The organism is Streptomyces albus subsp. albus, assembly GCF_000725885.1.
Classification (GTDB): domain Bacteria; phylum Actinomycetota; class Actinomycetes; order Streptomycetales; family Streptomycetaceae; genus Streptomyces; species Streptomyces albus.
This window is the reverse complement of the sequence record NZ_JODR01000007.1, coordinates 100770-113371: the sequence shown is the minus strand read 5'-3', so window position 1 is coordinate 113371 and position 12602 is coordinate 100770. Positions and strand designations below refer to the sequence as shown.

The window sequence follows — 12602 nt, the reverse complement described above, 5'->3', positions numbered from 1 at the left end:
CACCGCCCGGCGGCAGCCGGGGGCGGAGAAGCGAACGACAAGGAGTTGCCGTGACAGGGCTGGCGGCTCTGCTGATCTTCGTCGGGCTGTTCCTGGCGGGCGGGGCGATCTCCTTCTGGAAGCAGCAGCTCCCCAAGGGCGTCGTCGTGCTGCTGTCGCTCGCCTCGGCCATGTGCCTGGTGGCGGGCATCCTGCGGCTGGACTGGTGGTCATGATGAGCAACTCCAAGAGCGTCGTGGTCTTCGACTACGGCTTCGGCAACGTCCGCTCGGCCGAACGCGCCCTGGAGCGGGCCGGTGCCCAGGTCGAGATCACCCGCGACTACGACAAGGCCATGAACGCCGACGGTCTGCTGGTGCCCGGCGTCGGCGCGTTCGCCGCGTGCATGGCGGGCCTCAAGGAGGCGCGCGGTCACTGGGTGATCGGCCGGCGGCTGGCGGGCGGCCGGCCCGTCATGGGGATCTGCGTCGGCATGCAGATCCTCTTCTCGCGGGGCATCGAGCACGGCCAGGAGGCCGAGGGCATGGACGAGTGGCCCGGCACCGTCGGGCCGCTGCGCACCGACGCCGAGCACCCGGTGCCGCACATGGGCTGGAACACCGTCGAGACCCCCGCCGACTCGCGCCTGTTCGCCGGGCTGCCGGCCGACGAGCGCTACTACTTCGTGCACTCCTACGCCGTGCACGAGTGGGAGATGGAGACGGCCAACCCCGCCCTCAAGCCGCCCGTCGTCAGCTGGACCACGCACGGCAGCCGCTTCGTCTCCGCCGTGGTGAACGGCCCTCTGTGGGCCACCCAGTTCCACCCGGAGAAGTCCGGCGACGCCGGAGCGCAGCTGCTGAGAAACTGGATCGAAACCCTGTGACCCCCACCTTGCCCGTGAGTCTGGAGAGCGAGAGCGCCGTGAGCAACCGACTGGAGCTGCTGCCCGCCGTCGATGTCCGGGACGGCCAGGCCGTCCGCCTCGTCCACGGCGAGTCCGGCTCCGAGACCTCCTACGGCGATCCGCTGGAGGCCGCCTTGGCCTGGCAGCGGGCCGGCGCCGAGTGGCTGCACCTGGTCGACCTGGACGCCGCCTTCGGCACCGGCGACAACCGGGCGCAGATCGCCGAGGTCGCCGGAGCCATGGACATCAAGGTCGAGCTGTCCGGCGGCATCCGCGACGACGCCTCCCTCGAAGCGGCGCTGGCCACCGGCTGCCGCCGCGTCAACCTGGGCACGGCCGCGCTGGAGAGCCCCGAGTGGGTCGCCAAGGTGATCGCCGAGCACGGGGACAAGATCGCCGTGGGTCTGGACGTCCGCGGCACCACGCTGCGCGGCCGGGGCTGGACCCGCGACGGCGGCGACCTGTACGAGACGCTGGCCCGCCTCGACGCGGAGGGCTGCGCCCGCTACGTGGTCACCGACATCGCCAAGGACGGCACCCTCAAGGGCCCCAACCTGGAGCTGCTGCGCAACGTGTGCGCCCGTACCGACCGCCCCGTGGTGGCCAGCGGCGGCGTCTCCTCCCTCGACGACCTGCGCGCCCTGGCGGCCCTGGTGCCCGAGGGTGTCGAGGGCGCCATCGTGGGAAAGGCGCTCTACGCCAAGGCGTTCACCCTGGAAGAGGCGTTGGAGGCGGTTGCCCGATGACCGGAGTACACCGAGTGGCGTCCGACGCCCCCTGGGAGGAGCGGTTCGGGTACTCCCGCGCCGTGGAACTGCCGAACGGGCTGGTGCTGGTGGCCGGATGCACCTCGGTGATCGACGGCCAGATCGCCGAAGGCGGCCCGTACGACCAGACGGTCAACGCGTTCAACGTCGCCTTCGAAGCGCTCAAGGGGCTCGGTCTGGGCCCCGACAGCGTCGTCCGTACGCGGATGTACCTCGCCCACGCACGGGACGTGGAGGAGGTCGGCCGGGCCCACAAGGAGCTGTTCGGCGAGATCAGGCCCGCCTCCTCCATGCTCATCGTCTCCGGGTTCGTGGACCCGAGCCTCGTGGTCGAGGTGGAGGTCGAGGCCTACCGCGGCGGGCAAGGAACAGAAGGAGCACACACGGCATGACCCTCGCGGTCCGAGTCATCCCCTGCCTTGACGTGGACGCCGGCCGGGTCGTCAAGGGCGTCAACTTCCAGAACCTGCGCGACGCCGGGGACCCCGTCGAGATGGCCAAGGTCTACGACGCCGAGGGCGCCGACGAGCTGACCTTCCTCGACATCACCGCCTCCTCCGGCAACCGGGAGACCACCTACGACGTGGTGCGGCGCACCGCCGAGCAGGTCTTCATCCCGCTGACCGTCGGCGGCGGGGTGCGCACCCCCGAGGACGTGGACAAGCTGCTGCGCGCCGGCGCCGACAAGGTGGGGGTCAACACCGCCGCCATCGCCCGCCCGGAGCTGATCCGCGAGATCGCCGAGCGGTTCGGCCGCCAGGTCCTGGTGCTCTCCGTCGACGCCCGGCGCCGCACCGACGGCGAGGGCTTCGAGGTCACCACGCACGGCGGACGGCGCGGCACCGGCATCGACGCCGTGGAGTGGGCGCACCGCGCCGCGGAACTGGGCGCCGGGGAGATCCTGCTCAACTCGATGGACGCCGACGGCACCAAGGACGGCTACGACACGGAGATGATCTCCGCCGTCCGCAAGCACGTCACCGTCCCCGTCATCGCCTCCGGCGGCGCCGGCCGGCTCGGCCACTTCCCGCCGGCCATCGGCGCCGGAGCCGACGCCGTACTGGCCGCGTCCGTCTTCCACTTCGGCGACCTGCGCATCGGCGAGGTCAAGCAGACGCTGCGGGACGCGGGGCACCCGGTGCGCTGAGAGCTGGCTACGATCGGCGCATGCCACGACCTTCGGTAGGAAAGCTGCTCCAGGTGGTCGCGATCGGTCACGGTGTGATCGGCGCGGTGCAGTACCGCGACACGCTCGCCGGCATGGTGCGCGGCGGCCTGGTGGCCACCGTGCCCGAGCGCGGCGACCGGGCCGCCGCCTTCTGGTTCATGACCGCGGCGCCCGCCCTGTGGATGGGCGGGCGCCTGCTGCGTTCCGCGGAGGAGCACGGCGACCTCGCCGCCCAGCGGGCCACCGGCGCCACCTTGCTGGCCGTGGGCGCGCTGGGCGCCGCGGCGATGCCCAAGGGCGGCTTCCCCGCCTTGGCCGGCCTCGGCGGGGTGCTCCTGCGGAGGGCTTGGCGGGGGTAGGGAGGGCTCCCGAGCAGGCGACGGGACTCAGGGCGCCCCCGGCACCGGCGTCACCACCCCGTGAACAACCCTTTGCATGGCCGCATTGCGCGTCGCTCTCGGCCTCACGTGACGGACGCTCGTCGCTGTCGTGCTCCGTCCGGGCAATGAGAAGCCCCATCGTGTCCCGCACGATGGGGCAGACCCGAACCGGATGGTCAGACGGTCCGGAGCTCGCCGGTTTTGACGCCTGCGACGAAGGTGGCGAAGGCGGTGGCGGGGATGGCGAGGGTGGGGCCGGTGGGGTTTTTGGAGTCGCGGATGGGGACGGTGCCGTGTGTGGGGGCGAGGTTGGTGGCGACCTCGATGCACTGGCCGCCGTTCTCGCTGTAGGAGGACTTGTACCAACGGGGAGATTCGGTGGTCACGGAGTGCCCTTTCGCAACTGGTTGATCAAGGCGACGGATTCGGCCTGGGAGGGGGCTTCGGCCTGTAGTTGATGGTAGGCCGTCAGCATCGGCAGTACGAATTTGCTGTCTTTTTCGAGATGACCCCGCTGTGCCGACTCGGCGTACGACATGAGTGAACGGTCCGACATCGTGAGGACGGTGACCGGCAGGCTGAGCGGGCGGCGAGCCCCCATGCTGAACGGAGCGATCTGGAGCACCGTGCTCGGTAGCTGTGCGAACTCGATCAGCCGTTCCAACTGCGCATTCATGACGGTGGCTTCGCCCACGGGGCGAAGCAAACAGCTCTCGTCCAACGCCGCGAAGACCAACGGCGGGGGTGTCCGGTCGAGTGCGGCCTGCCGCTCCGCCACGAGCGTGACCCGCTCATGTGCCTGCTCCTCGGTGATCGCCCCGCGCCTGACGGCACTGTCCGCCAGGGTCGTTGCGTACTCCGGGGTCTGAAGCAGACCGGGGATGACGCCCACTTCGTACAGCCGGATCTCCACCGCGCGCCCCTCGTAGTCGACGAACTGCGGGAAGCCCTCCAGCAGGCTGCCGTGGCGGATCTCGCGGTACTGGCGCTCGAACGTGTCCGTCGTGTCCGCGATGCCGAAGGCGATGTCCGCACTGCGCGAGAAGCGCAAGGTCGGCATCTTGCGACCGGTTTCGACGGCTGAAATGTGCGTGCTGGAATACCCCGTCTTCTCCGCCAGATCCTCCTGCTTCCAGCCGCGCGCCTCCCGCATGCTGCGTAAGCGTGCTCCGAAAGCTGCCTGGGGAGAGCTGTCCGGGTCCAACTCCTTGCGGTTCAACGGCTGTCACCGACCTTCCGTTCCCGTCTGACACGTTGAACGGTTCCTCACAGTACGCCACGCTGATTCCGCTCGGTAGTCACAGGACTACGGAGAGGAGTAGTCGTGGTCGGTAAGTATGACGCACGAGGCCGGGTCGGGGAGGCCGTGATTTCCACGTCCCCACGCCGGGCCGACATCGACCAGCTTCAGGCCGCGTACCTGTTGCACCGTCAGGAGTGTCACCGCTGTACGCGAGGGCGTTCGTGCGCGATGGCACGGCGGCTGGAGGAGGCGCGGCGCGCACCGGAGGCGGCATCGTGATCACGAAGGGCAGCGCGGCGGCCTGCGCGGAGTGCGCGCGGCTGGAGCGCGAGCGGGAAGCGGCGCGCAGGGTGGGGGACTGGAGCCGGGTCACCGACTGTGCCGTACTGCTGCGGCGGCACCCGTGGCATCCGCGGCACGGTGGCAAGCCGGTGGTGCGCGGGTGACCCGCGCGACCTACCGGTTCCGTGAGTTCCGGCTCGTGCCGGACGCGGAGCCGGACGCCGAGCCGGTGAGCTTCACCATGCAGTGCGCCGTCTGCGGCCGGACCGCCGCCCCGCACACCAGCCGGTCGGTACCCCGGAGCTGGGCCACCCGCCATCTGAAGCGGAACCCGGAGCACTTCACCTTCCGGGAGATCGTCACGCGCCCGTACCGGTTCGTACCGGGGGCGTGGCTGTGAACGGTCCCCGGGGAGTCCGAAGGAAGCATCCCCTTGGCCGGCGAGCCGAAGACGATCAGGAGAGGCCCTGCCGACACGAGGTGCCCCGAGGGGCGAAGCACTGCACGAAGTGCAAGAGGCAGATCTATCTGTAGGGCGCGGTCAGCCGTCGTCGGCGGTCCCCTCGTCCCCGTCCGCGTTCAGCGCTTCGTCGCCAGCAGCAGGCGGCAGCGTGGGGAGCCGTCTTCGCGGCGTCCCAGTTCGCCGAGGGGGTGCAGGGCGACGGCGAAGCCCGCTTCGATCAGATCGCGGTGGACCTCGGCCAGCGGCCAGGTGCGGTAGTACATGACGAAGGGGGGCCGCCGGACGGCGTTGCGCACGCGCATGGCCGCGTCGAATCCGAGCAGCGTCCAGTACGCCGCTGTGCCCGGGCGCGGCGGGGCCGCCATCGGGAACGCGAACGTGCCGCCCTCGCGCAGAACTTCGCGGACCCGCGTGAACAGGCGGGGGCGCTCGGCGGGCAGGAAGTGGCCGAACGCGCCGAAACTCACCACCAGATCGAAGGTGCCCGGGCGGAAGGGCGGTGCCAGAGCGTCGCCCCGTACCCAGTGCGGGCCGAAGCCGGGTGCCGTCGCGTACCGGTATCTGGCCTCGGTCAGCATGCCCGTGCTGAAATCGAGGCCCGCCGTCCTGCCCGAGCACACCTCGCGCAGCACGTGGATGCCGGCGCCGGTGCCGCAGCACAGATCGAGACCGTCGGTGAACGGGCCCAGCGTCTTCAGGGCCCGGGCGGTCGCGTCCAGGACGCTGTCCGGGGTCCGGTACCGCGTGTGGTCGAACTTCGGCGCCAGCAGGTCGTAGCCCCGCTGTACGGAGGAGAGGGCCTGGCGGGCCAGTTCGGGAAGGGTGGGGCGCAGCGGGTCACTCATCGTGGCCCGAGTCTAGGCGCCCCGCTTCCTGGTGGCGGCCCGCAGGTACTCGCGGTTCATCGCGGCGATGGAGGACAGCGGGATGCCCTTGGGGCAGGCCGTGGCGCACTCGCCGGTCAGGGTGCAGCCGCCGAAGCTCTCGGCGTCCATCTGCTCCACCATGCCCAGCACCCGGCTCTCCCGTTCGGGGGCGCCCTGCGGCAGGACGTTGAGGTGGTTGACCTTGGCGGAGGTGAACAGCATGGCGGAGCCGTTGGGGCAGGCGGCCACGCAGGCGCCGCAGCCGATGCACTCGGCGTGGCTGAAAGCCGTGTCGGCGGCGGGTTTCGGTACGGCGGTGGCGTGCGCCTCCGGTGCCGAGCCGGTGGGTGCGGTGATGTAGCCGCCGGCGCCGATGACCCGGTCGAAGGCGCCCCGGTCGACGACGAGATCGCGCACCACGGGGAAGGCCGCGGCCCGCCAGGGCTCGACGTCGATGGTGTCGCCGTCGGAGAAGTGCCGCATGTGCAGCTGGCAGGTGGTGGTGCGTTCGGGGCCGTGTGCCCGGCCGTTGATGACCATGCCGCAGGCGCCGCAGATGCCCTCGCGGCAGTCGTGGTCGAAGGCGACGGGCTCCTCGCCGCGTTCGGTCAGCGTCTCGTTGAGGGTGTCGAGCATCTCCAGGAACGACATGTCGGGGGAGATGCCGGACACCTGGTAGGTGCGCATCTCGCCGTCCGCCGAGGCGTCGGCCTGGCGCCAGATCCGCAGGGTGAGGTTCACGTGTAGCTCCGCTGGGTGGGGTGGACGTACTCGAAGTGGAGGGCCTCCTTGTGCAGCACGGGCGGCTCGCCGACGCCGGTGAACTCCCAGGCGGCGACGTAGGCGAACTCGTCGTCCTTGCGGGCGGCCTCGCCGTCCGGGGTGCGGGACTCCGCACGGAAATGGCCGCCGCACGACTCGGTGCGGTGCAGCGCGTCCAGGCACATCAGCTCGGCCAGCTCCAGGTGGTCGGCGATGCGGTGGGCCTTCTCCAGGGCCTGGTTGAACGCCCGGCCGCGGCCCGGGACCCGTACCCGCCGCCAGAACTCGGCGCGCAGTTCGGGAATGCGCTCCAGCGCTTTGCGCAGCCCTTCCTCGGTGCGGGACATGCCGCACTCGTCCCACATCAGCTGCCCCAGGTCGCGGTGGAAGGACTCGGCGGTGCGGTCGCCGTCCGCGGACAGCAGCGCCTCCAGCCGGCCGGTGACGGCGGACACCGCCTCGTGCACGGCCGGGTGGTCCGGGTCGGCCTCCTGGTGGGGGTGGCGGGCCAGGTAGTCGCCCAGGGTGGCCGGGAGGACGAAGTAGCCGTCGGCCAGGCCCTGCATCAGCGCGGAGGCGCCGAGCCGGTTGGCGCCGTGGTCGGAGAAGTTGGCCTCCCCGATGGCGAACAGGCCGGGGACGGTCGTCATCAGGTCGTAGTCCACCCACAGACCGCCCATCGTGTAGTGGATGGCCGGGTAGATGCGCATGGGGCGGGTGTAGGGGTCCTCGGCGGTGATCCGCGCGTACATCTCGAAGAGGTTGCCGTACTTCTCCTCGACGGCGGCCCGGCCCATGCGGGTGAGGGCGTCGGCGAAGTCGAGGTAGACGCCCTGCCCTCCGGGACCGACGCCGCGCCCCTCGTCGCAGACGTTCTTCGCGGCGCGGGAGGCGATGTCGCGGGGCACGAGGTTGCCGAACGAGGGGTAGAGCCGCTCCAGGTAGTAGTCCCGCTCCTCCTCGGGGATGTCCTGCGGTGCCCGGTCGTCGCCGGGCGCCTTGGGCACCCAGATGCGGCCGTCGTTGCGCAGCGACTCGCTCATCAGCGTCAGCTTGGACTGGTGGTCGCCGGAGCGCGGGATGCAGGTGGGGTGGATCTGCGTGAAGCAGGGGTTGCCGAACCAGGCGCCCCGCCGGTGGGCGCGCCAGACGGCGGTGGCGTTGGAGTTCTTGGCGTTGGTGGACAGATGGAAGACGTTGCCGTAGCCGCCGGTGGCCAGGACCACCGCGTCGGCGAAGTAAGTGTCGATACGGCCGGTCAGCAGGTCGCGGGCGACGATGCCGCGGGCCCGCCCGTCGATGACCACGAGGTCGAGCATCTCGGTGCGCGGGTGCATCTCGACCCGGCCGGCCGCGATCTGCCGGGAGAGGGCCTGGTAGGCGCCGAGCAGCAACTGCTGCCCGGTCTGGCCGCGGGCGTAGAAGGTGCGGGAGACCTGGACGCCGCCGAAGGAGCGGGTGTCGAGCAGTCCGCCGTACTCGCGGGCGAACGGCACGCCCTGGGCGACGCACTGGTCGATGATCTGGGTGGAGATCTCCGCCAGCCGGTGCACGTTGGACTCGCGGGAGCGGAAGTCGCCGCCCTTGACGGTGTCGTAGAAGAGCCGGTGCACGGAGTCGCCGTCGTTGCGGTAGTTCTTCGCGGCGTTGATGCCGCCCTGTGCGGCCACCGAGTGCGCCCGGCGCGGGGAGTCCTGGTAGCAGAACTGCACCACCCGGTAGCCGGCCTCCGCCAGGGTGGCGCCCGCCGAACCGCCGGCCAGCCCGGTGCCGACCACGATGACGGTGTGCTTGCGCCGGTTGGCCGGGTTGACGAGCTTCGCCTCGAACCGCCGCCGGCTCCACCGCTGTTCGACGGGGCCGCCGGGTGCCTTGGTGTCGGCGAGCGGGTCGCCGGTCGTGTAGTCGCTGTACTGCTTCCCGGAGGCGGCCATCAGTCCACCACTCCCGTCATGACGCCGAGGGGTACGGAGAGGAACCCGGCGGTGATGACCAGCGCCAGCGCGGTGGCCCCGCCCCTGAGGAGGCGCACCGCACCGGGCCGGGTCACGCCGAGGGTCTGCGCCGCGCTCCAGAAGCCGTGCCGGATGTGCAGCCCGACGGCGAGCATGGCGACGATGTAGATGACGTTGGCGTACCAGGTGCGGAAGCCGGCCACGATGTTCTCGTAGGGGTGGCCCGCCTGGCCGCGCGGATTGACGGTGCCGGTCGTCAGGTCGAGGACGTGCCAGACGACGAACAGCGCGATGATGACGCCGCCCCAGCGCATGGTGCGGGTCGCGTAACTGCCGCCGCGCCGGCGGTGCCGGTAGCCGACGGGACGTGCGGCGATGTCCCTGCGGCTGAGCTGGTAGGCGGAGACGCCGTGCAGGACGACGGCGGCCAGCAGGACGAAGCGGGCGATCCACAGGAACCACTCGTGGCGCAGCAGCGGCTCCCCGAGGGTGCGCAGCCAGTGCGCGTAGCCGTTCATCTCCTCGGGGCCGAAGAACACCTTCAGGTTCGCGAACATGTGGACGAGCAGATACGCCAGCATGATCAGCCCGCTGACGGCCATGACCGCCTTCTTGCCGATGGTGGAGCCCCACAGCGTGCGCAGGGGCCCGCGGCGTGGCCGGGGGCCCGCGTCCGGGGGCGCGGGGGTGGGGGTGCGGGTTGCCGTCGCCATGGTGGTGAAGGTAGGGACGGTCCCGGGCATCAGTCCAAGACATAGAATGGCTGCGGATGATAGGGGCCGCCTATCATCCGCGCTAGGCTCCCCGTATGCAGCTCCAGCAGCTCCGCTACTTCGTCGCCGTCGCCGACACCCGCCACTTCACCCGCGCCGCCCAGCGCGAGCACGTCGCACAGCCCTCCCTGAGCCAGCAGATCAGGGCCCTGGAGCGGGAACTGGGCGCCGAACTCTTCCACCGCGCCCGCGGGCACATCTCCCTCACCGACGCCGGGCAGGCCCTGCTGCCCCTGGCCCGGCGGGTGCTGGCCGACACCGAGACCGCCCGCCGCGAGGTGCAGGAGGTCGCCCGGCTGCGGCGGGGCCGGGTCCGGCTGGGCGCCACCCCCAGCCTGTGCGCCAGCATCGTCCCCGACGTGCTGCGCGCCTTCCACGACCGCTACCCGGGCGTCGAGCTGTTCGTCCACGAGGACGGCTCCCAGGACCTCGTGCGGGTGCTGGCCGCCGGCGAACTCGATCTGGCCCTGCTCATCACCCCGCTCGCCGGACAGGCCCCCGTGCTGACCACCGAGGAGCTGCTGCACGAGGAACTGGTGGTCGTCTCACCGCCCGACGAGCCCGCGCCGGTGCGCCGCACCCGCATCCGGGTCGCCGACCTGGAGGACCGGCCGCTGGCGATGTTCCGCCGCGGCTACGACCTGCGGGAGCTGACCGTCGCCATCTGCCGCGAGGCCGGTTTCGAGCCCGTCTTCGCCGTCGAGGGCGGCGAGATGGACGCGGTGCTCGGCTTCGTCCGCGCCGGGCTGGGCCTCGCCGTCGTCCCGCGCATGGTCGCCGACCGCTCCGGACTGCGCGTCACCCGCTTCGCCCAGCCCGGACTGCACCGCACCATCTCCGTCGCCCACCGCGGCGACGTCTCACCGACCCGCGCGGCCCGGGAGCTCCAGCACATCCTCACCGAACGCCTGACCGGGCCGGCGGCCTAGCGGCCCCCCGTGTGTCCCGGCCCCGGTGCGGGGCGGTGCCGGGCCGTCAGCGCATCGCGTCCTCGGCCGTGGCGTTCCAGTAGGAGACGGTGGACTCGTCGCTGAGGGCGAGGCCGGCGCCGGACGGTGCGTCGACCCGCGCGGTGGCACCCGTGCCGCGCGATTCGCGGTCGGCCAGCTCGACGGTGAGCTGCTTCTCCCGGTGCACCTCGGCGCCGTCGCCCTCCGCCAGACTGAGCGAGGCGTACGCGGACCCGCCCGGCTTCAGGGAGACCACGGACTGGGGCTTGCCGCCGCCGATCGCGACCGGTGCCTGGGCATCGGGGAAGCCCACCAGCGGATAGCCGTACAGGTCGCAGCGTGTGCTGCCGGTGTTGGTGGCCTTCAGCAGGACGGCGGGGGCGCTGCCGCCGGTCCGCCGGAGCTTCACCGAGACCTTGCCGGCGGTGCAGGTGGAGCCGTCCGCCTTCGGGGCGCCGGTGCCGCTGCGGGTGCCGGTGCCGGCGTCCGCGGAGCCCGGACCGGCCGATCCGGAGTCCGATGTGCCCGCGTCCTTCGTGCCCGCGTCCTTCGACGCACCGCCGGCGGGCGCGGAGCCGGCGGTCCCGTCGTCGCCGCCCACGCTGCCCTCACAGGCGGACAGCGCCAGGGCCGCGGCGGCGGCGACGGCGGTGAGGCAGGCGGCGGGAACGGGCCGGCGGGTACGGCGAGCTGTCTTCACAAGATCCCCCATGGGTGTCCAACGCGGCGTCCCGCTGCCGCGGGGCGCTCCGGCGTACGGGCACTGTGATGGCACCCGGAAGGGGCTTGTTCACCAGTTCGACCGTGACCCGTGTCACTGACCGGTGGTGCCCGTGGCCGCCGCCACGATCCGCTCGGCCATGGGCGAGGGGTCGGCCCCCGGCTCGACGGGGGTGAACGACCAGACCAGCCGGCGCTGTTGGTCACGGGTGGCGAACATCCCGCTCGCGTAACCGTGATGCTGCCCGGTCTTGCCCCAGAAGGTGACGCCGCCCACGGTGGCCGTCTGGAGCCCGGCGCTGTAGCGGGTGGGGGAGCCGTCCAGCATCCGCACATGCGCCGGCGGCAGGGTGAACATCCGGCGCAACTGCCGCTCGGGCAGCAGCGCGCCGGAGAACAGCGCCGCCAGGAAGCGGTGCATGTCGCCCGTGCTCGTGACGATCTCGCCGTCCGCGTACGAGCCGGACATGTCGAACTCGGTGACGTCCTGGAGCGAGCCGTCGCCCATCAGCAGACAGCCGTGCATGTGGGGCCCGTGGATGCGCCGCTCACCGCCCTGCGCGGAGGGGAAGAACGTGTGCCCCAGACGCAGCGGACGCAGGATGCGCTCGCGGATCTCGATGCCGTAGGGCCGTCCCGTCACCTGCTCGATCACCAGCGCGGCCAGCACGTAATTGACGCCCCGGTACTCCTGCGCGCTGCCGGGCCGGAACTTCAGCTCGCCGCCGGTGACGGTCGCCACGATCTGCTGCGGCGTCCACCGGTCGAACCGGTGGCGCAGCACCGCCTCGGGGGTGCTCAGCCCGGGCAGGCCCACGTGGTCGGGCAGCCCGCTGGTGTGGTCGAGCAGCTGGGCCACGGTGACCGCGCCGAACCGCTCGGGCAGCAGCCGGGGCAGATAGTGCCTCACCGGTGCCGTCAGCCGCAGCCGGCCCTCGTCGGCGAGCTGGAGGAGCGCCGTGGCCACGAACGGCTTGGTGATGCTGCCGGCCCGCACCTTGTCGTTCAGCCCGACGGGCCGCCCGGTCGCCGGGTCGGACACCCCGCAGGTGCCGTACCAGCGCCCGGCCGAGCCGGTGACCCGCAGCTGGACTCCGGTGGCACGGGGATGCGCCAGATCGTCGATGGCCGCCCGCAGCGCGGGGGCGTCGGGCGGGGGCAGTGCGGGCCCGCCGTCGTCGCGGGGTGCCGCCGCGGCGGCGACGGGCGTGCCCAGCGCGGCCACCGCCGCGCCGGAGGCGACACCGGCCAGGAGGGTGCGGCGCCCGGCACCCGCTCGGCGGGCCCGGGAGGCGGGGGCGGGGCAGGAGGGGGAGCCGTGACGGGAGGCGGAACCGGAGCGGGAGGGGCGGGCCTGGAAGAGGTGCGCGAAGGGGGACGTCATACC

The 12602-nt window shown here is 72.0% G+C and carries 17 protein-coding genes; 9 read left to right on the top strand and 8 right to left on the bottom strand.

Annotated features, from left to right (window positions below):
- The first annotated feature begins 50 nt into the window (after window positions 1-50).
- From IO40_RS37940 to IO40_RS0108805, 6 genes are read left to right on the top strand one after another with little or no spacing between them, the layout of a single operon-like run.
- Entirely contained in the window at window positions 51-215 is a 165-nt protein-coding gene (locus IO40_RS37940) for a hypothetical protein (RefSeq protein WP_016468423.1), read from the top strand.
- Window positions 212-865 (top strand): imidazole glycerol phosphate synthase subunit HisH, encoded by a 654-nt coding sequence (hisH, locus tag IO40_RS0108825; RefSeq protein WP_031175209.1) that lies wholly within the window; start codon window positions 212-214, stop codon window positions 863-865. The genes IO40_RS37940 and hisH overlap by 4 nt, the downstream gene beginning before the upstream one ends.
- 38 nt (window positions 866-903) lie before the next feature.
- The gene (priA, locus tag IO40_RS0108820) at window positions 904-1632 is read left to right on the top strand and encodes a bifunctional 1-(5-phosphoribosyl)-5-((5-phosphoribosylamino)methylideneamino)imidazole-4-carboxamide isomerase/phosphoribosylanthranilate isomerase PriA (RefSeq protein WP_030406173.1); all 729 of its coding nucleotides are present in this window, start codon (window positions 904-906) and stop codon (window positions 1630-1632) included.
- Entirely contained in the window at window positions 1629-2045 is a 417-nt protein-coding gene (locus IO40_RS0108815) for a RidA family protein (RefSeq protein WP_016468420.1), read from the top strand. Before priA ends, IO40_RS0108815 begins: the two co-directional genes overlap by 4 nt.
- Complete coding sequence (gene hisF / locus IO40_RS0108810; protein ID WP_016468419.1) at window positions 2042-2800, top strand: imidazole glycerol phosphate synthase subunit HisF; 759 nt, start codon at window positions 2042-2044, stop codon at window positions 2798-2800. Before IO40_RS0108815 ends, hisF begins: the two co-directional genes overlap by 4 nt.
- A gap of 20 nt (window positions 2801-2820) precedes the next feature.
- Window positions 2821-3180 (top strand): DUF6463 family protein, encoded by a 360-nt coding sequence (locus tag IO40_RS0108805; protein WP_030406174.1) that lies wholly within the window; start codon window positions 2821-2823, stop codon window positions 3178-3180.
- Window positions 3181-3377: 197 nt separating this feature from the next.
- Here the strand turns inward: IO40_RS0108805 and IO40_RS0108800 are convergent, their stop codons facing one another.
- Together IO40_RS0108800 and IO40_RS0108795 are read right to left on the bottom strand one after the other, a co-directional pair.
- Window positions 3378-3587, bottom strand: coding sequence for a DUF397 domain-containing protein (locus IO40_RS0108800; RefSeq protein ID WP_031175208.1), 210 nt, complete (start codon window positions 3585-3587; stop codon window positions 3378-3380).
- On the bottom strand, window positions 3584-4420 hold the full coding sequence (locus tag IO40_RS0108795; RefSeq protein WP_031175207.1) for a helix-turn-helix domain-containing protein: 837 nt from the start codon (window positions 4418-4420) through the stop codon (window positions 3584-3586). The genes IO40_RS0108800 and IO40_RS0108795 overlap by 4 nt, the downstream gene beginning before the upstream one ends.
- Window positions 4421-4719: 299 nt before the next feature.
- Between IO40_RS0108795 and IO40_RS36855 the strand changes: the two genes are divergently transcribed.
- Window positions 4720-4890: a hypothetical protein gene (locus IO40_RS36855; protein WP_167344767.1), complete on the top strand. Its 171-nt coding sequence runs from the start codon at window positions 4720-4722 to the stop codon at window positions 4888-4890.
- The gene (locus tag IO40_RS0108785; protein WP_030406177.1) at window positions 4887-5126 is read left to right on the top strand and encodes a DUF7848 domain-containing protein; all 240 of its coding nucleotides are present in this window, start codon (window positions 4887-4889) and stop codon (window positions 5124-5126) included. Before IO40_RS36855 ends, IO40_RS0108785 begins: the two co-directional genes overlap by 4 nt.
- A 179-nt stretch (window positions 5127-5305) precedes the next feature.
- On the opposite strand, the gene IO40_RS0108780 is transcribed toward IO40_RS0108785, so the two are convergent.
- The 4 genes from IO40_RS0108780 to IO40_RS0108765 are packed head-to-tail and all read right to left on the bottom strand — an operon-like array spanning window position 5306 to window position 9485.
- Complete coding sequence (locus IO40_RS0108780) at window positions 5306-6034, bottom strand: class I SAM-dependent methyltransferase (RefSeq protein ID WP_031175206.1); 729 nt, start codon at window positions 6032-6034, stop codon at window positions 5306-5308.
- Window positions 6035-6046: 12 nt separating this feature from the next.
- The gene (locus IO40_RS0108775; protein WP_030406179.1) at window positions 6047-6796 is read right to left on the bottom strand and encodes a succinate dehydrogenase/fumarate reductase iron-sulfur subunit; all 750 of its coding nucleotides are present in this window, start codon (window positions 6794-6796) and stop codon (window positions 6047-6049) included.
- Complete coding sequence (locus IO40_RS0108770; RefSeq protein ID WP_031175205.1) at window positions 6793-8751, bottom strand: fumarate reductase/succinate dehydrogenase flavoprotein subunit; 1959 nt, start codon at window positions 8749-8751, stop codon at window positions 6793-6795. Before IO40_RS0108770 ends, IO40_RS0108775 begins: the two co-directional genes overlap by 4 nt.
- Entirely contained in the window at window positions 8751-9485 is a 735-nt protein-coding gene (locus IO40_RS0108765; RefSeq protein ID WP_031175204.1) for a succinate dehydrogenase cytochrome b subunit, read from the bottom strand. Before IO40_RS0108765 ends, IO40_RS0108770 begins: the two co-directional genes overlap by 1 nt.
- 95 nt (window positions 9486-9580) lie before the next feature.
- On the opposite strand from IO40_RS0108765, the gene IO40_RS0108760 reads away from it, so the two are divergent.
- Window positions 9581-10474, top strand: coding sequence for a LysR family transcriptional regulator (locus IO40_RS0108760; RefSeq protein WP_016468409.1), 894 nt, complete (start codon window positions 9581-9583; stop codon window positions 10472-10474).
- Window positions 10475-10520: 46 nt separating this feature from the next.
- On the opposite strand, the gene IO40_RS0108755 is transcribed toward IO40_RS0108760, so the two are convergent.
- Together IO40_RS0108755 and IO40_RS0108750 are read right to left on the bottom strand one after the other, a co-directional pair.
- On the bottom strand, window positions 10521-11195 hold the full coding sequence (locus IO40_RS0108755) for a DUF4232 domain-containing protein (protein WP_051173456.1): 675 nt from the start codon (window positions 11193-11195) through the stop codon (window positions 10521-10523).
- Between the two features lie 114 nt (window positions 11196-11309).
- On the bottom strand, window positions 11310-12599 hold the full coding sequence (locus tag IO40_RS0108750; RefSeq protein ID WP_030406183.1) for a serine hydrolase domain-containing protein: 1290 nt from the start codon (window positions 12597-12599) through the stop codon (window positions 11310-11312).
- Between the last annotated feature and the right edge of the window lie 3 nt (window positions 12600-12602).

Coding starts and splice junctions, on each gene's coding strand:
- IO40_RS0108765 (WP_031175204.1), bottom strand. CDS start 9,485: ATGGCGACGGCAACCCGCACCCCCACCCCCGCGCCCCCGGACGCGGGC.
- IO40_RS0108815 (WP_016468420.1), top strand. CDS start 1,629: ATGACCGGAGTACACCGAGTGGCGTCCGACGCCCCCTGGGAGGAGCGG.
- hisH (WP_031175209.1), top strand. CDS start 212: ATGATGAGCAACTCCAAGAGCGTCGTGGTCTTCGACTACGGCTTCGGC.
- IO40_RS0108805 (WP_030406174.1), top strand. CDS start 2,821: ATGCCACGACCTTCGGTAGGAAAGCTGCTCCAGGTGGTCGCGATCGGT.
- IO40_RS0108750 (WP_030406183.1), bottom strand. CDS start 12,599: ATGACGTCCCCCTTCGCGCACCTCTTCCAGGCCCGCCCCTCCCGCTCC.
- IO40_RS0108760 (WP_016468409.1), top strand. CDS start 9,581: ATGCAGCTCCAGCAGCTCCGCTACTTCGTCGCCGTCGCCGACACCCGC.
- IO40_RS0108780 (WP_031175206.1), bottom strand. CDS start 6,034: ATGAGTGACCCGCTGCGCCCCACCCTTCCCGAACTGGCCCGCCAGGCC.
- IO40_RS0108770 (WP_031175205.1), bottom strand. CDS start 8,751: ATGGCCGCCTCCGGGAAGCAGTACAGCGACTACACGACCGGCGACCCG.
- hisF (WP_016468419.1), top strand. CDS start 2,042: ATGACCCTCGCGGTCCGAGTCATCCCCTGCCTTGACGTGGACGCCGGC.